Consider the following 18,402-nt stretch of genomic DNA (forward strand, 5'->3'; position numbering starts at 1 on the left):
TTGTTGTTCTGTGTAATATTACTAAAATCATTATCGTAATATTTCTTGGAGATTAAAATATCTTTTATATATTTAAGGCGGAAACAACTAACTAATATCCGAAATGTATAAATCTACCTACACTGCCAATAGGCTCAATTTGAGCTTTATATCTTATTTTATTGCCTGTATTGTCCTCTCTGTATTTTATATTGAAACGGGCTTAATTGCTTTAGCCATAGGTGTTACAGCCTTAACTTACTCAGCAGGTTTAGAGATTGATGTTAAGAATAATCGTTACCGTAACTATTCCAAAATTTTAGGATATAATTTAGGTGGGTGGAAACACTTACCACCTGTTAAATATGTATCTGTGGTGCGTTACATCTCAGTAAGTGATGCTGATAGTGGAGAGTCAGATTCCAGTGATTATCAGTATAAATTAATTTTAGCTGTGGATGATCACAAACGAGTTGTGAAATTAACATCATTAGAAAAAGAAAAAGCAATTGAAGAGGCTTTGAAAATAGGAGAGATGTTTGATTTAAAAGTGTATGATTGCACCACTCCTGAAAAGAAATGGATTAGATAAGTTTACAACATGATGCATAAAAAAAGCCCCTTCAGAACTATTCCGAAGAGGCTTTTCATATTAAGAAGTAATAATTAAAATGACTCTTGTTTGCTTCCTAAAAACTATGTGCAACGGTAAAGTTGTCTCCAGCAGTTTCGGTATCAGGTTTCTGGTTTTATGAATATTCAAATTTGTAATACTTCTCATACTCGTTGAGGCCGAATAGGTCTAGCAATTGACATTATAAAAATTAGAGTATGTTACTTAATTTAATTCCAAAATAGACTGTTCTGGGATTCATTGGGCCATATACATACGCTGGATCTCTGTCAACTCCATTATCAAAATCATTCTGATATGAATTGAAAATGTTTTTCACACCACCGAAGAATTTAAAAGGTAATCCTCCTATTTTCATCTGATATTCAGCTTTCAGGCCTAGATCAAAAAAGGAAGGAGTGGTACGGATGGCTCCTTCAATATCATCCTCAACAATTATGTTGTCATCCTCAGTGAAATTATTTCCGTAGTAAGCAATTTTCATCTTACCGGTGTAGGTACCTGTAGCAATAAGACACAAATTTGGGATAACATCATAATCAAATGAAAAGAAACCATAGTCATTAGGCGTTCTTAAAAAATCTTTCTCACCTAACTCCTGAGCAGATCCAAAAGTGCTTGTTTGCTTGGTGAAGCCTGCTTTAAAGTAAATTTTATTTATAGGAGATACAGTTGCCTCAAAGTTAACTCCTTTTACCGTAGCTCCGTTTTCATCATTACTTCTTATGTAGGTAGTAACTCCAGTTGATTCATCATATTCCGGTGTTGAAGCAAAGGCATCACTTAGTTTAGTATAAAAACCTTCGGCTAGTAATCCTATGTTCCAGGTACCTAACTGTTTATTAAAATCCAGTGAAGACATGTAGCTATGGCTGGTTTCTTGTTTAAGGTTGGCATCGTTAGCATGTACCACTTTTCTCGATCCGGATGTTTCAATATGTAAATCTTCATCAAACACCTGTGGTGCGCGATATCCTTGAGAATAACTGGCTCGCCATTGCAATTCAGGAAGTATATCCCAAAGAACATTGGCGCGCGGGCTGAATACATTACCACTATTGTTACCTTCTTTATGTTCCAAATCAGTTATTTCGTATCTGTCAAAACGAGCGCCTAACGATACTTTTACTTTACCTAATTTACGGTCGTATTGAGCAAAAACACCATAAACACTCTTTTTTTGATCTGTTATAAGTGTATTAGGTATGTGTTCGCCTGTTTCAATATCGTAATAACCTAATTTGTTATCTTCTAGAACGTCATTAACAGCCTCAATACCTGTAATGATAGAGTTATCACCAAAATCTGATTTGAACTGCGTACCTATGTTGTAAGTAAGACCGTCGGTTTGGCCATAATCGGCAAGGCTTTGATTCGCTCCATAATAGGATGCTCTGTCGACATTTTGTGCTGATCCGTAAACCGACCACATGCTTCCTGTACCAACAAATCGTTCGTAAGTTAATGCAGTGGTTGTGATTTTATGATCTACTGCCTCAGCAATATTAGCTTCGTGTTTAGGATACTCGAATTTATCACCTCCGCGACGCTCTTCATTCATACGAATAAAATCGAGTGTTATTTTACTTCTGTAATCAATACGATGATTTAAACGTGCTCCCAAGGTTAAATTATCTATTGCAGATATTTCAGAGTAGGAATCATTATTAGCATCATACGGATCTCTGCTTCTCATAAAACCAAACAAAGCCAATCCTGTTTTTTTATCCTCGCTAACAATGGTTGCGTTCATATTGGCAGAATAATCTGAAGCGGTTGCATCACCTGTGCCAACTCCAATCGAACTATACTGTGTGCTGATATCGTATGAATTAGAAATCGGATCTTTCGTTATTAAGTTAATAGTTCCAGCTACTGCATTACTACCGTACAAGGCTGATCCGCCACCTCTGATTACTTCAATGCGCTCAATCATACTGGCAGGCATCAGCTCTAAACCATACACACCGGCCAGGTTACTAAAAATGGCTCTGTTATTAATTAAAACCTGCGAATGAGCACCATCCATTCCGTTCATGCGAACCTGTGTGAAACCACAGTTCTGGCAATTGTTTTCTAAACGCAATCCGGGTACGTAATTCAGGCCTTCACCAATGGAAATTGACTCTGAGTTTTGTAATAACTTTGGGGTAACAGTATTGACAATTACTGATGCATCGGTACGTTTGGTTTCTTTTCTGTCTGCTGTAACAACAACTTGTTCTAGTCCCAACACGTCACTTTCTAAATCAAATTTGATGTTGGCAATTTTTCCTGCTTCAAAACGAATTACTTTTTCTACCGGTTTAAATCCGATGGCTTGAGCTTTTACTATGAATTCTCCTTCAGGGATATGACCTAATTCAAAAGCTCCTTCTAAATCTGAAGCAGCACCTAAGGTGGTATTGTCAATGGTAATAGTTGCGAAGGGTAATGCTTCTCCGTCGGCATTAACAGTTCCTTCAAGGCGACAAACTGGTTCTGGCGGAGCAGTCTGACTGTATAAAGTTTCAATATGGGTTGTAAAAATACATAGTAAAGCCATAAGAATGACATACAAACGATTCTTATTCATCTGGTTATTTTTTAATTTGTTATTTTTTTTGGTAATCGGGGATCAATTCAATAAAAATGAAATAACCAATAGGAGGGGCTCTTCCAGATTGATTGTTGGAATCAATGGACGCATTAAATCTTACGACAAAAGTATCGTAAGTAAATGTGAGAAATAACGGACTATCCTGAATCAGTTTTGGTATATCAAATCCGGTTAATAATTGGAGTTGTTCGTAAAAACTGAATTGATAATCGTTATGCGAATGATTACCAGCATTGGGGTGGGCATGATGAAGAATTTTTCCATCAGCAGTTTTATGTGTGTGAAAGAACAGAGCGTTATTAGCCACTTGCATGAGAAAACACAATGCAAGTAAGAAGCTAATTCGCTTTAATATATTCTGGTATTTAATATACTCTTTTTTCACATTACAAAAATGAAAAAATTCTTTAATACCACAAATCCCCATTAATGGGGATTTTAAATATTTAGATATTATTCACTTTAAATAAAATAACCACCCTTTAAAAAGAGTGGTTATTTGTATTTAATCCAATGAATACATTTTTATCTGTATCGTTTTATTGGTGCTTGTTTAATAATTTACTTGTAATTGTATTCGAAGCAATCGTCCGCTTTGTTGGTTAATAGGATTAGCCATATCTTCGTAACGTCTGTCGGCAATAGTGTAGATTCCCACTACTTCAAAGGCTTTAATAGGTTGCCATTCTATTCCCAATTCTAATTCCTTAACAGTGTAGCTTCTGGCATCTAACTCAAATTTCTTACCGCCATCGTAATACATGGCTTTTACAAATGGTAAAATTTCTTGTTTTTTATGCTGAATGCGATACATCACCTGTGCATAGCCACCATGAAGTTGTTCAATTCCTATTGAACCTGAGTTGTTAGTTGCGTCAAAAGCAAATTCCGGACCTTTACCAACATTATACTCTGCCTGAAAACCAAAAGGCTGAGGGTAGTAGATAATACTGGCTGCTATACGTTGATCTCTGAAGAGTTGATCGTAAGCATCTTTTTCCGAAATACTTCCATCATTATTTCTTACTTTAACTCCATCAGAAACAGAGGTGGTTACATACTGACCTGTATATCCTTGTATACCCAACTCAAGGTATTGTCCTGATTCGAACTCCATAGGATAAGTAAAACGCATAGCAATATGTGGTATCTTTTTAGCATTAGGTACAATGCTATTTCCTCTTTGACCGTTGTATATCATAGTATAAAACATACCATAGTCACCCGATCCTTTCAATCCTTTCTTTTTTAAATCGCTAAATCGCTTACGAATTTCTACAGGGGCATAGTGGATACCAATACCCATATCACGCTCATCTTTAACTGCACTGTTTAAGGGATCGTTACGATCCAGTGCCAAACGATTTTGTGATGATTGCAGGTTTTCAAAGCCAAAAGGAATTTTACTTTGACCACCTCGTACTCTCCACTTTCCTGCTTCATCAAGAAAATAATCGAAATAGGCATCTCTTAATTGTCCCAGGTTTTTGCCATCAGCTGCAAAATCAGCTTGAAAATAGAAATACAGTCTGGGATGTATTTGCCCGCTTATCTTCATGCGCATTCGACGTAACGAGAAGCCATCAAAACCACCGTATGTTCGGTCACCTTGTGGATTTTCCATGTCTGGATTCGTTTTAAACAAGTCGTTGTTACGCAGCTGCATGTAACCACTTATTTTAACTTTTTCAAACCATTCTTTAGCCCTTTGGGTATCTAGGGTATTCTGTTGCTCTTCCTGAGCATGGGTAATTTGGATAAGTAAAGTGCTAATAACAATTAGCCATAACTTTGCTTTCATCTTATTTCTTTTTTTGTGCAAAAAGGTTGGTAACTGAATTGTTACCGGTAGTTTAAATTAATTAAAACCGAACTTCTAAGTTAAAGAAAATTCTTCCGGTATCCACTGGATCATCATTATTAGAATGATGGTGTTGATAGTTTATCGAAGTATTTATCTTTCTGGGAACAAGGGCATACTCGATACCTGCAAAGATATCTTCGCCATCTCTACTGTTCCAGTTCTCGATATGAGAGGCTTGTTCTTCATCCGGATTTTCTTCATAACTAAATTTCGAATCCATACCATCAATACGTGCCCATACACCAAATCTATTGGTAAAATTGTATTGTGAGAAAATGGAATAGGCATTTCTGTCATGTCCCTCGAAATAAGCATAATTCTCTTGATGAGTATATTCCAGTCCAAGAGTGAATTCATCCAAATCGAATCCTATAAAACCGGTTAAGGATGCCAGGTGGATATCCAGACTTGAATAATCAGAATACAAACGTCCAATAATTTTACGGTCAGCAAACCAACCTGTAACACCTAAACTTCCACGAAAAGCATCGTCTTGTTGTAGTTGCTTGTAACCCTCACCATTAAACAGGGCTAAGTCAACTGAGAAATTATCGTTTCTGTATTGGCCTGAGGCACCCACATCAGCACTAAAGTCGAATTTTTGTCTGTCTAGCATCGATGGCAGGATATAACGCTTTCCCCACAAACGCTCTTGTACTTTAAACTGATAGGTGTCGTGCAGACCAAATGCCGCAAACCAAGGACCTTTTTCGTAGTACAAGGCTGCTGTTTTAAAGAAAACATATTGCGATAGTGCGTCTTCAATAACAAATTCACTACCACCTACGTCAATTCTAACATGTGCTCTGAATTCTTCGGTTATCTGATAGCGATAACCCATGTAAGCTCTTTTAAGCTCAAAAGCTTTTTCATTGCTGTCACCAATAACATCGGTACTGAAATCGGTAAAGATTCTTCCTTCAATTCGGCCACTAGGCTTGAATTCTTCATTCTGCTGGGCAAACACACAGCTAACCCACATGACCATTGCAGCCATGATAAGCATTGATTTTTTCATTTTTCCTCCTGATAAATTGTGATTTAACTTATTAGCCCAATTCCCAAAAGACTGAATAAATTAACTGTTACGAGTAATATCAGGATGAAGTTTGTGCGAACTTCATCCTGAAAAGATAGTGTTATTAGTTTTTCTGAAAATCTACAAAATCGCGCTGAGCTTTTACCAGGTTGATCAAATGAAGCAACAGGGTTTGTGTCTCATGTAAGATGTTAAGGTATAATAAACTGGTTTTTGTTCCAGCTTTTGCTCCTTTTATACGTTTTAATTGCGCTTTACGGTAATCACGGATAGAAGAAAGTACTGTTTCTTGTTTATCTGTTAATTTTGATAATTTTTCGTAATTACCCTTTTTTATCATTGAAATGCTGTCACTAATAAAATCCTGAACAGCCACATTTAAATTATTAAGGTCTTCAAATTGTTCTGGTTTGAATACATTGTGGTTATTATCCAAATGCATATAGCATGGTTCAGATATATATGACAAACAATGAGCTGTTTCTCGCAAATAATCAATTACTTGTACATAATAAAGGCTTGAGTCGATCGATTGCTCCTGAAGCTTCATTACGGTTGGATACACGTTGTCTTTTAGCTTCTTAGCTTTTTTGTTGATTCCTATAACCTCTTTATTTGTGTTCTTTAATTTCTTTCTACTTTCAGCTTCAAAGTCATGTATTGTTTTTGAATATAAATCAGAAATACTTTGTAAAGTTTTGGTAACACTGCTGGTACATTTAGCTAATACTTTTTCAGCTGGTATTTCCTCTTCAACTTCTTCAATTTCGTATTCAGACACTTCGGTTTCGGTAGTTGCTTTTTTAGGCATTAAATGAGTTCTGAATACCATAAACAGAGCAAATAGTATCAAAACTGCAATAATCCATAGTCCGGCTACCGAAATAAGCATTGCCATAACAAACGCTGCAGTAAAGGCTGAGAAGGCAGTAAAGAACCATCCACCAATTACTGAAAGAACTCCGGTGATACGGTAGACAGCACTTTCGCGGCCCCAGGCACGGTCTGCCAATGAACTACCCATAGCTACCATAAAAGTTACATAGGTAGTTGACAAAGGTAATTTCATATTGGTTGCCAGTGAAATAAGTATACTTGCTACCACCAGATTAACAGAAGCTCTTAGCATATCAAAAGCAGGAGCTTCTTTACCAAGTTTTTTACGTCTTTCTTCGTAGTTAGTAGAATCGAACTGCTTGTTAATTCTTGTGCTTAAACCTTTAGGTAATACATTTTCAATTGCCTTGGAAGTGTTGATTGAACTACGAACAATTGAACGAGCCAACATTGATGATCCAAAACGTTCGTCACCTTCTTGCTGGCGACTTAAGTCTAATGATGTTTTAACAACAGCTCTGGCTTTTTTAGAAGTCCACAGTGTTATAACCATTATTATACCGGCAATCAAAAGCATATAAGTAGGGGTAGCTACTTTACCTGCTAAAGCTTCCATACTAACACTTCCGGGTTCCATACCTGCCTTTTGAAATACATGGAACGATTCAAAACCTGCTAATGGTACACCAATAAAATTAACCAAGTCGTTACCGGCAAATGCCATTGCTAAAGCAAAAGTACCTGCTAATACAATTACTTTAAGTATGTCTAACTTGAATATTAATTTCAGAATTTGAAGTAAAACGGTCCATCCCACAAAGCTGGCTGCAATAATGGTCATGCCATTTGCTTTAATCCAATCTTTAGAGGCGGCATCCATGAAAGAGGCACTTTTAGCACCTTTTACCAAAATAAAGTAGGTAATAGCTGTAATGGCAATACCTCCGTATATTGCTCCGAAATAACTGATTCGCTTATCGTAATCAAACGAAAAAATCAAACGGGTGATATACTGCACAATTGCTCCAACCGAGAATGAGATCACCACCGAAAGCAATATTCCTGAGATAATTGCTAAGGCTTTGGCAGTATTAATGTACTGACTCACATTCATACTAGGATCATTGCTTACCTTAATTATAGATACTGCAACTGCCGCACCCAAAATTTCGAATACAATAGATACTGTAGTGGAAGTGGGCATTCCAAAGGTGTTAAATAAATCGAGCAGAATAACATCAGTAATCATTACTGCTAAAAAGATGATCATTATCTCATCAAAGAAGAAGAACTGGGGATTAAAGATCCCTTTTCGGGCTACCTCCATCATACCACTTGAGAAAGTGGCACCAAACAGAATACCTAACGCGGCGACCACCATAATAATAGTGTATGGGGCTGCTTTAGCACCAATAGCTGAATTTAGAAAATTAACAGCATCGTTGCTAACACCAACGATTAAGTCAGATATGGCTAATGCAAATAATACAATAACCAGAATTAAATAGATATTTTCCATCAAATAATGTATTTAGAATTCTTTTTCGCGGGGCAAACATAGTTAGTGTTGTTAATTCTAAGGTTGAATTAAAATTAAACGAATGTTAATTTTGTGTTAACTCGATGAATTTAGGCAATAAATATGGAGTAAACAAGATCAGCTTAAATCAGAAATTACACATATTTAACCTAATACTGTTCTTAGATTCTTAAAAGGTTTTTATACTTTTGCCAGACTTTTTGCCGAACTTGCAGAGGGGATATCCTGCGGAAATTGATTAAATTAGGCATTAACAGATTGGAATAAATGAGTTTAAAATATATAATAGATGGTATAATAATTGGAATTTCAGCATCGATACCTTTAGGGCCGATTGGAGTTTTAGTTATTCAACGTACACTTAATAAAGGAAGGTTGTCGGGTTTTTTCTCTGGGTTGGGAGCTGCTTTATCCGATACTATCTATGCTATTATTGCTGGTTTTAGCCTGTCGTTTATTGTCGGTTTTATTGAAACACAGATGTTGTGGATTCAAATTATTGGTGCATTGGTATTAATAGGTCTCGGTTTAAAAATCTTTTTTAATAATCCGGCAGTTCAGTTACGCAGACAAAAGAAACGTAGCTCTAGTTTGTTTCAGGATTTTGCCTCAACATTTATATTAACCATAGCCAATCCTTTGGCTGTATTTTTGTTTTTGGCTTTTTTTGCAGGATTTCGGGTGGTAGAAGCCAAACAAGAATTGTTTGATAGGTTTCTATTGATTTTAGGGGTGTTTGTTGGAGCCAGCACTTGGTGGTTTAGTTTGAGTTCGTTAATAAACACACTACGTTCCAGAATTAATCTACGCAGGCTGTTTTGGTTGAATAAAATTGCCGGGAGCGTGATTATAATACTTGTTTGCGTGGCATTTATGGTGTGGGTGAGCAAAGAGTATATTTGGGTAAACCCTTAAAAGAATTTCTCCATTAACGTTTTCAAAACAACCGGTATTCTTGTTGGTTTTCTTGTGTCAGCATTCATAAAAGCAAGCTGACAATATCCTTGGTTTATTAATTCGCCGTGTTGATTGTGAATTGTGTGATCGAAACGGATTTTTGCTGTGGGCATTTCTTTAACTACTGAATGTATGGTAAGGGTATCTTCGAAGTGTGCTGGCTTAAAATATCTCGAATAAAGATCAACCAGCGGCATCATAATTCCTTGCTCCTCCAGGAGGCTGTATGACATGCCTAACTTTCTTAGCCAATCAGTACGACCAATTTCGTAGTAACTTGGATAATTAGCATTGTTTACAATACCCATTTGATCTGTTTCGCCATACCTAACTTGTATGATACTGGTACATTCTATCATTTAAAAGGAGAATTAGGTTCTTTTGCCATATGATAGAAGGTTAATTTTCGGAGTAGAGCAGGCGCAAATTTCTTCAGAAAAACAGTGAACTTCCCTTCAAGAAATGTTAATACCAAGGTAGATTTACGCTTGATTATAGCATTAGCCATATGAACCGCTACATCTTCAGCTTTCATCATCTTATCCTCTTTTCTTGGAGTATTTCCCTGACTGCTTCCATTTGCTGTTAAAGCAACTTTTCTAACATTGGATGCGGTAAAACCTGGAGCAGCTATCAAAACATGTAACCCGGCTTTTAAATTTTCTACCCGAAGAGCTTCTAAAAATCCATGAATAGCAAATTTGGATGAAGAATAGCCTGTACGGCCAGGTAAACCAACATAACCAGCAATGGATGATACTCCTACAACCGATCCTTTTTGTTCTAATATATAAGGTAATGCATATTTGGTAGAATAAACTGTTCCCCAAAAATTAACATCCATTATTTGCTTTATTACTTTTAAATCAACGTCTTTAAAAGTGGCGCGCATGGAGATGCCAGCATTATTAAAAAGGATATCAATCTTTCCAAAGTGTTTTATCGTTTCGTCAACCATATTCTTACAATCCTCCTCAATACTAACATCCGTTTTAACGGTGATAACATCAGAACCTTTAGATTGTAATTCAGATTTGATCTCGTCTAATTTATCAGCACTGCGGGCTGCCAAAGTAAGTTTTGCTCCTCGTTTAGCAAATTCACGAGCACATGCTAAACCTATTCCGGAAGAAGCCCCTGTTATGATAATGACCTTATTCTGCATTGTTAATTCTATTATAGGTTGTGAAATTAATCAAATGATACGGAAAAGCTGATTTCGTTTTCGGTTTTTTATGAAAAAATAGAGGATAGACATTGTGCTCATACGTGTTTTGAGTTAGTGTTCTTTTAAGATTTAAGAGTTTGGTTGAATTATGTGTTAATATACAGATATTTAAATGGGTTTTGCGATTATTAAATTATTTGAACATAAATGTAGAAAGTTTAAATATTGCTAATAATGAGACAAATGCGTAACTTATAAAACAGATACAAGTATATGTTTGGATTATCAAAGGGGGGCTGTTATATCGCATTCAAATCTGATAATTATACTTAATTACAAAAAGAATTACGTAATTTTTAATAGGGGAAAATGGAAAAAAGTATTCTTAAATCCAGGTTAGCACGTAGAATTTATCTATCAGTTACTATCTCAATTACAATTTCTGTATCCATATTAATTGTATTATCAACATACTTTAATTATACCGAGATAAAAGAAAATACAATTAACGAGTTAGCGTCAATTTCATATGAAAGGAGTAAACATTTCGATTCTAAGTTGGATGATTTAAAATTGTTAGCTCAGTCTATTTCAGATGATTTATATATTCATCAATATTTTAAAGAGCGCAGTACAGGAGAAGTTGATGAAAACAAACGTTTGATGATTAGTGATATGTTGCATCATGAATTGCAGATGCAAAGTAAAATAATGGAAAACATCTTTTTTACATTTGATGGGATTGTAACTATCGATGGTTTGAAAGGAGCAACCGTTGGATATAATGCCAAGGAGGATGAAAATAATACATGGTATAAAGATACATATCAAAAACGACAGGCATCATTAGGAGATATAACTATGTCTCCAATCACCGGAGATCCAGTTGTTTTAGTTAGTAATCCGTTGGTAAATGAAAACGATGAACTATTATCGCTTTTTGCAATAGCAGTAAAACTAAATGGTTTTTCACTAGATATTTTAGATAATATGAACAATAAAAGTTACCAAACTATTATTGTTGATCAAAAAGGTAATGTGATTGCATCACGTGATACCTCAATGATATTTAAACTTAATATAAATCTGAGTGAGGAGGAGGTTGGAAGTTTAACTGAAAAAATGAAAGTAAAAAATAGCGGAGATGCTTTTTTTAGTTTACAAGATGAAGAGTATATAGGCGTATTTAATAAAATGGAAAATAACTTATATGCTATAACCTATTCTCCAATTGAAGTTTACCAGAAACCCATTAGAATTAATATTATTGGATCAATTGTATCGTTGCTTATATTTATTCTGCTAGGTAGTACTTACGCCTATTTTCTATCCGCTCGTGTAACTCGTCCAATCTTAAAACTGAATGACCTTATCAATAGAATGTCAAAAGGAGACCTGTCTGGGAAGTCAGATGTTGATACTAAAGATGAGTTAGGTGATTTATCTAAAGCATATAATGTGATGGTAGATAAACTTACCGAGATTGTAGATGGTATTCAGAATAGTGCCGGACAAATTGAAAATGGTACTTCAGAAATAGCTAAGAGTTCTATGGGAATTTCTCAAGGTGCTACAGAACAAGCGTCATCATTGGAAGAAATATCATCGGTTGTAGAAGAAATTACAGGCTCTATTGGGCAAAATACAGATAACTCGGTTAATACAGATAAAATATCGCGCAATGCAGCTATCGAAATGGCTGGAGTGAAAGAAGAATCAGCCAAGGCTGTGGAAGCTAATCAAGCCATTTCGGAAAAGATTAAAATTATATCAGACATTGCAGCACAAACTAATATATTGGCATTGAATGCTGCCGTTGAAGCTGCCAGGGCAGGAGAGCACGGAAAAGGATTTGCTGTGGTTGCTGTTGAAGTACGAAAATTGGCAGAACTAAGTAATGGAGCAGCCAAAGAAATTGTTGATCTCGCTAATCAAAGTTATCATTTGTCGCAAAGCTCATTAGACAGATTAACGGAATTAATGCCACAGATTGAAAAAACATCTGATTTGGTTCAGGAAATTGCAGCTGCTAGCCAAGAGCAGAATAATGGTGTTAATCAAGTGAATGGTGCTATTCAGGAATTGAATAATGTAACACAACAAAACTCAGTTGCATCAGAAGAGTTGGCATCATCGTCTGAAGAATTAGCTTCGCAAGCAGTTAGTTTAACCGAGGCGATAGCCTTTTTTCAAACAAAAGAAAATAAGTAGTACAATTTATAATTACAATATTTTGAGGACTGTTCATCTGAGCAGTCCTTTTTTTGTGTTTAAATACGAGTATTTATACCTGATTAACGATTCATCTTAACAAATCAACCGTTCGTCGTGCTTTTTTTCGATAGGCGCGTTGAGTGCTTCATCTTTGAGTCATCAAATTAAAAGAAGCACAAAGATGAGGATTCAAATAGTATTAATAATTACAGTTTTATTGATATCGGGGCAATGGCTGTATGGTCAAACCAGTGTTTCAGGCAAGGTAACGTCTAATGTCGGTGAAGCATTGATTGGAGTAAATATTTCAATTGTGGGTACTTACAATGGGACCATAACTGATGAGAATGGGCTGTTTGATTTGGAAGTTGATGATTTGAATGGAAAAGAGCTTGCGGCTAGCTATATTGGCTATAAAACACAGGTAATTGGTTTAGATGGTAAGCACAAGTATCTTTTAATAAAATTATCTGAAAGTGTTGCCAGCTTAAATGCAGTTACTATCACAGCAGGTTCTTTTGCGGCAGACGATAAGCAACGTGCATCGGTATTGGAGCCTTTGGATATTTATACCACGGCAGGTTCATTAGGTGATATTAATGGAGCTTTAAAAACCTTACCAGGAACTCAATCTGCTTCTGACGACGGACGACTATTGGTAAGGGGAGGAGCTGCTTCAGAAACCAGTGTTTATGTTGATGGTTTATTAGCCGCCAAACCATTTACCTCCAAAGTGCCTGATTTGCCTTCGAGAGGCCGATTCTCACCTAGTTTATTCAGTGGAACGGTGTTTAGTACCGGAGGTTATAGTGCTGAATATGGTCAGGCCTTGTCTTCTGTTTTAGTTCTTGAGTCGAATGATGTAGCTGTTGAGGAAGTTACAGGTGTTTCTTTAATGACAGTTGGTGGTGATTTGTCAAAAACATGGTGTACAAAAAACAGATCTACTTCATTGAGTGTGGGTTATATGAATCTGGCTCCGTATTATGCATTGGTTAATAATCGATTAGATTGGACGAAACCAGGAGAGTCGGAAAGCCTGAATTTTATGCATCGTAAGAAATTTGAGAACGGTGGTCTTTTAAATATATTTTCGAATGCCGAATATGGAAACAGAGCTTTTAATACTATTCTGAATGATGAAAAAGCCAGCATCGAAAATCAAAATGGAAATATTTATTTGAATGTAAATTACTCATTGCCTTTAGGTGATAAAAGTTTGCTAAAGAGTGGTGTTGCAACAACCTATAATAACGATCGACAATTGGCTGGCATTCATCGAACCCAAGAAAACGAGGTAAATGTTGAAGGTAGAGTGACTTTTGTAACACAACTAAGTGATGGAATTGAGCTGAAAACAGGTATATCTGATGCATTTACCAATTACGAAGATCATTACAATCAAATTCAAGGCGAAACAAACTGGAATGGTCGGTATAAAGATCATATTATTGGTGCTTTTGCTGAACCGGAAATAAAAATAACTTCCCGATTTGCCGTCCGACCTGGAGTGCGTTATGAATATTCCACTTATCTGGAAAAACAGAATTTATCACCACGTTTGGCAACAGCTTATCGATTGGGAAAAGAATCGCAATTATCGTTGGCTTATGGGCAGTATTTTCAAAATCCGGTTGCTGACTATTTGAAATTTGGGTCTGATTTTCAATACGAAAAAGCTTCGCATTACATTATGAGTTTTCAAACGGGAAGTTTAAGAGAACGTTTGTTGCGAATGGAAGCCTATTATAAAGATTACTATCATTTGGTGACTTATACCAGAGGTTCTCATCCTTACGATGGTAGCTATAAAAACGATGGTTTCGGTTATGCTAAAGGTATTGATGTCTTCTTTCGCGATCGCAAAACCTTTATTGGTACAGATTATTGGATATCCTATTCGTACATCGATACCAAACGATTATTTGAAGATTATCCGGTTGAAGCTACTCCTGATTTTGTTGCAAACCATACTGTATCGGCTGTTGCTAAATATTTTATAGGAGCTATTCATACGCAGGTGGGTGCTGCCTGGACAACAGCATCAGGCAGACCTTATCATCAACCGGGAGATACTGATTTTATGAGTCGTAAAGCAGCTATTTACAATAATCTGAATCTTAACCTTAGTTATCTAACACAGATTGCAGGATACTCAACTATTGTACATTTCTCAATATCAAATGTTTTGGGCAGTAAGCAATTGGTAGGTTATCAAACTATTGCCAATTATGATGGAGGACAGGATTATCTGATGCCTTTACTACCTGATATCAAGCAGTTTGTGTTCCTGGGTGTGTTTATATCAATTAAGTAGAGAGTAGATATTAGTCAGTGGTCAGTAGATAAAAATGAATATTAATTACATTAAAATTTATACAGATGAAAACAATTGTATTATTAGCAGCCCTTTTTGTAAGCGTATTAACCATGGCAAATGACTATGAGGAAACGATGAAGATTAACGTAGCTAAACTCGAAAAGAGTACATCATTGAATGAAATGAATCAATTAGCAGCTTTGTTTATGCGAATTTCAGATGTTGAAAAAAATGAATGGCTGCCATCGTATTATGCCAGTTATGCTTATGTTAGGACGACACATTTTATGCATGATGCAGATTCGATTGATACGGCTCTTGATCAAGCTCAGGTTCTTTTAGATGATTTATTAAAAGCTAAACCTGATGAATCTGAATTACATGTTTTACAGGCATTTATTTACCAATTGCGGATAACTGGCGCTATGAGTGGATATAAATATTCATCATTATCGAATCAAAGCCTGGAGAAGGCAGAACAGTTAAATGCTGATAATCCTCGTATATATTATTGTAAAGGCAACAATGTTTATCATACTCCCGCAATGTTTGGCGGTGGAGCAGAAAAAGCACAAGCATTATTTGAAAAGGCAAAATTGTTGTTCGAAGCTCAATCGCAGAAAAATGAACTTTTACCTCATTGGGGAAGCTATCATAATGAAGTGATGTTGCAAAAATGTCTGGCTGAAAAATAATTTATATCTTCATCGCAAATACAAACCTAATGTCGTACTATAAAAGAAATTCAAACATAAATCGTAAAAAAATAATCCTGAGCCTGGTTAATGCAGGTATTATTTCCTTTTTTATCGGCTTTGTCTTTATGTTTATGGCGTGCCCATCGTGTTCAATTAAACTAACCAATGTTATTTATAATGGTGGATATAGCTTATTTCTGGGCTATGGCCTGTTTAGTTTTGGGTTTGTGTTTGGGTGGATCGAAAACCGATATGTATCATGGATAGCTAAACCTGTTAAGAGTCTTTTTATAGTTTTTCTGTTTTCGGCCTTTTATAGTAGTCTCATTATTTTTGGTGTCAATTACATTTGGCATAGCCTCATTGGTAAAATGGATTTCATCTTATTTACCAATCAATTTGGCTATATTATGTGGATTGAATTCATCATCTTTTACTTTATCGCATTGTGGTTTTATGCCCGATCGTTCTTTTTCGAGTGGCGCGCCGAAGTTCAGAATAAAGAATTGATGAAGCGCGAAGCTTTGCAGCTACAGTACGAATCATTGAAAACACAGGTGAATCCTCATTTTCTTTTTAATAGTTTAAATGCCTTATCGGCCTTGATTGATATGGACACAACTTCGGCTAAAAAGTTTACTACTGAATTATCTCGATTTTATCGCGATATTTTGCAATTGAAGGATAAGGAGCTGATTTCTTTAAATGAAGAATTGGAAATTTTAAAACGATACTTGTATTTGCAGCAAATCCGTTTTGGCGAGAAATTTCGTTTTACCTTTGATGTGGATGCTTCATCTCATGCGATGGTGATACCTCTTTCGGTGCAAATGTTAATGGAAAATGTTTTCAAGCACAACGTAATTTCGGGCGATCAGCTATTACAAATTAGTATTGAAACTAAGGATACAGATTTGATTGTAAGCAATACATACATCCCCAAGCAAACTAAGGAATCTTCGACAGGATTGGGCTTGAGTAATTTATATGAGCGTATTTTGTATTTGACGGGTAAAAAAATGCTTTTTGGGATCGATCAAGATCAATACATAGTAAAACTGCCTTTAATTTATTTAGATGATGAAAATACTGTTGGTTGAAGACGAGCATTTGGCAGTCAAACGATTAGAATCTTTACTGAAGAGCTTGCAGCCCAATTTTGAAATTGTTTCTGTTTGTGATTCAGTAAAACAAGCGGTAAAATGGTTGTTGTCTGGTAATAAGCCCGATCTTGCTTTTTTTGATATTCAATTGTCTGATGGATTAAGTTTTGAGATATTCAACCAGGCAGAAGTCACTTTTCCGGTGGTCTTTACCACTGCCTATGATCATTATGCTGTAAAGGCTTTTGAAGTAAATGGCTTGGATTATCTGTTAAAACCTATTGAAGAGGAGCATCTGCAAAGGGCATTGGATAAGTTTAAGAGCGGCCAGAATAAATTGAATGATGCTTTAAAGGTGGCCTTGATGAATGCCGCAGGACAGTTGAAAAGGAATGACTTTAAAACACGTTATCTGATTAAAGTGGGAGAGCATCTTAAGATGGTGGAAACATCATCTATTTCTTTTGCTTACAGTATGGATAAAGCCAATTACATTCGCACTTTTGAAGGCCGAACCTATAATGTCGATCAAAGTCTGGAGCAAATGGAACTGCAACTCGATCCGGAAGTTTTCTTTCGAATCAGTCGCAAATTTTTGGTCAATATCAATGCCATAGCCGATATGTTGACTTATGGCAACAGCCGACTTAAGTTAAAACTATCAGGAATGGATAAGGATGATGAAATAATTGTGAGCCGCGATAAAGTGAAGATATTCAAGGAATGGCTGGAGAGATAATGGGGTAGTTCACATACTTTTAGTATTTTTTTAAGTATTTAATGAACTTTTTCTTCAAACAAACGTCTTTTTTAGGAGAATCATTATATGGTTCCGAAAAATCTGATTTTCTTTGTAAGCAATTTAATACGCAAAAATATCTTTAAAATGGAAATAGGAAGAAATAAATTTGTGACACTTTCCTACGAATTACGCCTGAATGGCACTGATGGTGAAGTGGTTGAAAAAACTGAGGCGAATGCCCCATTGGAGTTTGTATTTGGTGCCGGCAAAATGTTGGAAATGTTCGAAAACAAATTAGAAGGTCTTGCCAAAGGTTCTGATTTTGATTTCGAGCTTAAAGCAGCAGAAGCTTACGGCGAAGTAAATCCAAATGCAGTTGTTGAAATTCCAAAGAATATATTTGAAGTTGAAGGTAAGATTGATGAAGATCTTCTTACTGTAGGTAACCAGGTTCCTATGCAGGATGCTCATGGTAACCGTTTAAACGGTATCGTTTTGGAAGTAACCGACGATAAAGTTAAAATGGACTTTAACCACCCATTGGCTGGCGACAATCTTTTCTTTAAAGGACAAGTTATTGAAGTACGTGAAGCTACTGATGAAGAATTAGCTGTATCATGTGGTTCAGGTTGTGGTGATAGCTGTGGTGACGGTGGCTGCGGAAGCGGTTGTTCTTGTGGATAATCAAACCAAAGAAATTATAAAAGG

Annotated in this window: 15 protein-coding genes; 8 read left to right on the forward strand and 7 right to left on the reverse strand. The window is 36.0% G+C overall.

What is annotated here, in order from left to right; all coding sequences use genetic code 11:
- Positions 1 to 103: 103 nt before the first annotated feature.
- Positions 104 to 571: a hypothetical protein gene (locus tag KEM10_RS03615; protein ID WP_212213642.1), complete on the forward strand. Its 468-nt coding sequence runs from the start codon at positions 104 to 106 to the stop codon at positions 569 to 571.
- 232 nt (positions 572 to 803) lie between these two features.
- On the opposite strand, the gene KEM10_RS03620 is transcribed toward KEM10_RS03615, so the two are convergent.
- The 5 genes from KEM10_RS03620 to KEM10_RS03640 form a co-directional block, all read right to left on the reverse strand.
- Positions 804 to 3,188, reverse strand: coding sequence for a TonB-dependent receptor (locus tag KEM10_RS03620; RefSeq protein ID WP_212213645.1), 2,385 nt, complete (start codon positions 3,186 to 3,188; stop codon positions 804 to 806).
- 19 nt (positions 3,189 to 3,207) lie between these two features.
- Entirely contained in the window at positions 3,208 to 3,639 is a 432-nt protein-coding gene (locus KEM10_RS03625; protein WP_212213647.1) for a hypothetical protein, read from the reverse strand.
- Between the two features lie 126 nt (positions 3,640 to 3,765).
- On the reverse strand, positions 3,766 to 5,013 hold the full coding sequence (locus KEM10_RS03630; RefSeq protein ID WP_212213649.1) for a porin: 1,248 nt from the start codon (positions 5,011 to 5,013) through the stop codon (positions 3,766 to 3,768).
- A gap of 61 nt (positions 5,014 to 5,074) precedes the next feature.
- Positions 5,075 to 6,094 (reverse strand): hypothetical protein, encoded by a 1,020-nt coding sequence (locus tag KEM10_RS03635; RefSeq protein ID WP_212213651.1) that lies wholly within the window; start codon positions 6,092 to 6,094, stop codon positions 5,075 to 5,077.
- A 124-nt stretch (positions 6,095 to 6,218) separates the two neighbouring features.
- Entirely contained in the window at positions 6,219 to 8,471 is a 2,253-nt protein-coding gene (locus KEM10_RS03640; RefSeq protein WP_212213653.1) for an inorganic phosphate transporter, read from the reverse strand.
- 288 nt (positions 8,472 to 8,759) lie between these two features.
- Between KEM10_RS03640 and KEM10_RS03645 the strand changes: the two genes are divergently transcribed.
- Positions 8,760 to 9,407, forward strand: a complete 648-nt coding sequence (locus KEM10_RS03645; protein WP_212213655.1) for a LysE family translocator — start codon at positions 8,760 to 8,762, stop codon at positions 9,405 to 9,407.
- Here the strand turns inward: KEM10_RS03645 and KEM10_RS03650 are convergent.
- Together KEM10_RS03650 and KEM10_RS03655 are read right to left on the reverse strand one after the other, a co-directional pair.
- Positions 9,404 to 9,808, reverse strand: a complete 405-nt coding sequence (locus KEM10_RS03650; protein ID WP_212213657.1) for an acyl-CoA thioesterase — start codon at positions 9,806 to 9,808, stop codon at positions 9,404 to 9,406. The two genes, KEM10_RS03645 and KEM10_RS03650, sit on opposite strands and share 4 nt — an antisense overlap.
- Positions 9,805 to 10,614, reverse strand: a complete 810-nt coding sequence (locus tag KEM10_RS03655; RefSeq protein ID WP_212213659.1) for an SDR family oxidoreductase — start codon at positions 10,612 to 10,614, stop codon at positions 9,805 to 9,807. The genes KEM10_RS03650 and KEM10_RS03655 overlap by 4 nt, the downstream gene beginning before the upstream one ends.
- 372 nt (positions 10,615 to 10,986) lie before the next feature.
- Between KEM10_RS03655 and KEM10_RS03660 the strand changes: the two genes are divergently transcribed.
- The 6 genes from KEM10_RS03660 (at position 10,987) to KEM10_RS03685 (ending at position 18,378) form a co-directional block, all read left to right on the forward strand.
- The gene (locus tag KEM10_RS03660) at positions 10,987 to 12,828 is read left to right on the forward strand and encodes a methyl-accepting chemotaxis protein (RefSeq protein WP_212213662.1); all 1,842 of its coding nucleotides are present in this window, start codon (positions 10,987 to 10,989) and stop codon (positions 12,826 to 12,828) included.
- Positions 12,829 to 13,012: 184 nt separating this feature from the next.
- Positions 13,013 to 15,148, forward strand: coding sequence for a TonB-dependent receptor plug domain-containing protein (locus KEM10_RS03665; RefSeq protein WP_212213664.1), 2,136 nt, complete (start codon positions 13,013 to 13,015; stop codon positions 15,146 to 15,148).
- 65 nt (positions 15,149 to 15,213) lie between these two features.
- Positions 15,214 to 15,846 carry a hypothetical protein gene (locus KEM10_RS03670; protein ID WP_212213666.1) on the forward strand — a complete coding sequence of 211 codons (633 nt, stop codon included), beginning with the start codon at positions 15,214 to 15,216 and terminating at the stop codon, positions 15,844 to 15,846.
- Positions 15,847 to 15,875: 29 nt separating this feature from the next.
- Positions 15,876 to 16,949, forward strand: coding sequence for a sensor histidine kinase (locus KEM10_RS03675; protein ID WP_212213668.1), 1,074 nt, complete (start codon positions 15,876 to 15,878; stop codon positions 16,947 to 16,949).
- Entirely contained in the window at positions 16,927 to 17,691 is a 765-nt protein-coding gene (locus KEM10_RS03680; protein ID WP_212213670.1) for a LytR/AlgR family response regulator transcription factor, read from the forward strand. The genes KEM10_RS03675 and KEM10_RS03680 overlap by 23 nt, the downstream gene beginning before the upstream one ends.
- Positions 17,692 to 17,838: 147 nt before the next feature.
- Entirely contained in the window at positions 17,839 to 18,378 is a 540-nt protein-coding gene (locus KEM10_RS03685; RefSeq protein WP_212213672.1) for an FKBP-type peptidyl-prolyl cis-trans isomerase, read from the forward strand.
- The last annotated feature ends 24 nt before the right edge of the window (positions 18,379 to 18,402 follow it).

It is taken from the genome of Carboxylicivirga linearis (assembly GCF_018271995.1).
In the GTDB taxonomy this organism is placed as follows: domain Bacteria; phylum Bacteroidota; class Bacteroidia; order Bacteroidales; family Marinilabiliaceae; genus Carboxylicivirga; species Carboxylicivirga linearis.

What these genes read in the sequence shown, in the direction of transcription:
- KEM10_RS03615 (WP_212213642.1), top strand. Translation starts at nt 104, where the DNA reads ATGTATAAATCTACCTACACTGCCAATAGGCTCAATTTGAGCTTTATA.
- KEM10_RS03620 (WP_212213645.1), bottom strand. Translation starts at nt 3,188, where the DNA reads ATGAATAAGAATCGTTTGTATGTCATTCTTATGGCTTTACTATGTATT.
- KEM10_RS03625 (WP_212213647.1), bottom strand. Translation starts at nt 3,639, where the DNA reads ATGGGGATTTGTGGTATTAAAGAATTTTTTCATTTTTGTAATGTGAAA.
- KEM10_RS03630 (WP_212213649.1), bottom strand. Translation starts at nt 5,013, where the DNA reads ATGAAAGCAAAGTTATGGCTAATTGTTATTAGCACTTTACTTATCCAA.
- KEM10_RS03635 (WP_212213651.1), bottom strand. Translation starts at nt 6,094, where the DNA reads ATGAAAAAATCAATGCTTATCATGGCTGCAATGGTCATGTGGGTTAGC.
- KEM10_RS03640 (WP_212213653.1), bottom strand. Translation starts at nt 8,471, where the DNA reads ATGGAAAATATCTATTTAATTCTGGTTATTGTATTATTTGCATTAGCC.
- KEM10_RS03645 (WP_212213655.1), top strand. Translation starts at nt 8,760, where the DNA reads ATGAGTTTAAAATATATAATAGATGGTATAATAATTGGAATTTCAGCA.
- KEM10_RS03650 (WP_212213657.1), bottom strand. Translation starts at nt 9,808, where the DNA reads ATGATAGAATGTACCAGTATCATACAAGTTAGGTATGGCGAAACAGAT.
- KEM10_RS03655 (WP_212213659.1), bottom strand. Translation starts at nt 10,614, where the DNA reads ATGCAGAATAAGGTCATTATCATAACAGGGGCTTCTTCCGGAATAGGT.
- KEM10_RS03660 (WP_212213662.1), top strand. Translation starts at nt 10,987, where the DNA reads ATGGAAAAAAGTATTCTTAAATCCAGGTTAGCACGTAGAATTTATCTA.
- KEM10_RS03665 (WP_212213664.1), top strand. Translation starts at nt 13,013, where the DNA reads ATGAGGATTCAAATAGTATTAATAATTACAGTTTTATTGATATCGGGG.
- KEM10_RS03670 (WP_212213666.1), top strand. Translation starts at nt 15,214, where the DNA reads ATGAAAACAATTGTATTATTAGCAGCCCTTTTTGTAAGCGTATTAACC.
- KEM10_RS03675 (WP_212213668.1), top strand. Translation starts at nt 15,876, where the DNA reads ATGTCGTACTATAAAAGAAATTCAAACATAAATCGTAAAAAAATAATC.
- KEM10_RS03680 (WP_212213670.1), top strand. Translation starts at nt 16,927, where the DNA reads ATGATGAAAATACTGTTGGTTGAAGACGAGCATTTGGCAGTCAAACGA.
- KEM10_RS03685 (WP_212213672.1), top strand. Translation starts at nt 17,839, where the DNA reads ATGGAAATAGGAAGAAATAAATTTGTGACACTTTCCTACGAATTACGC.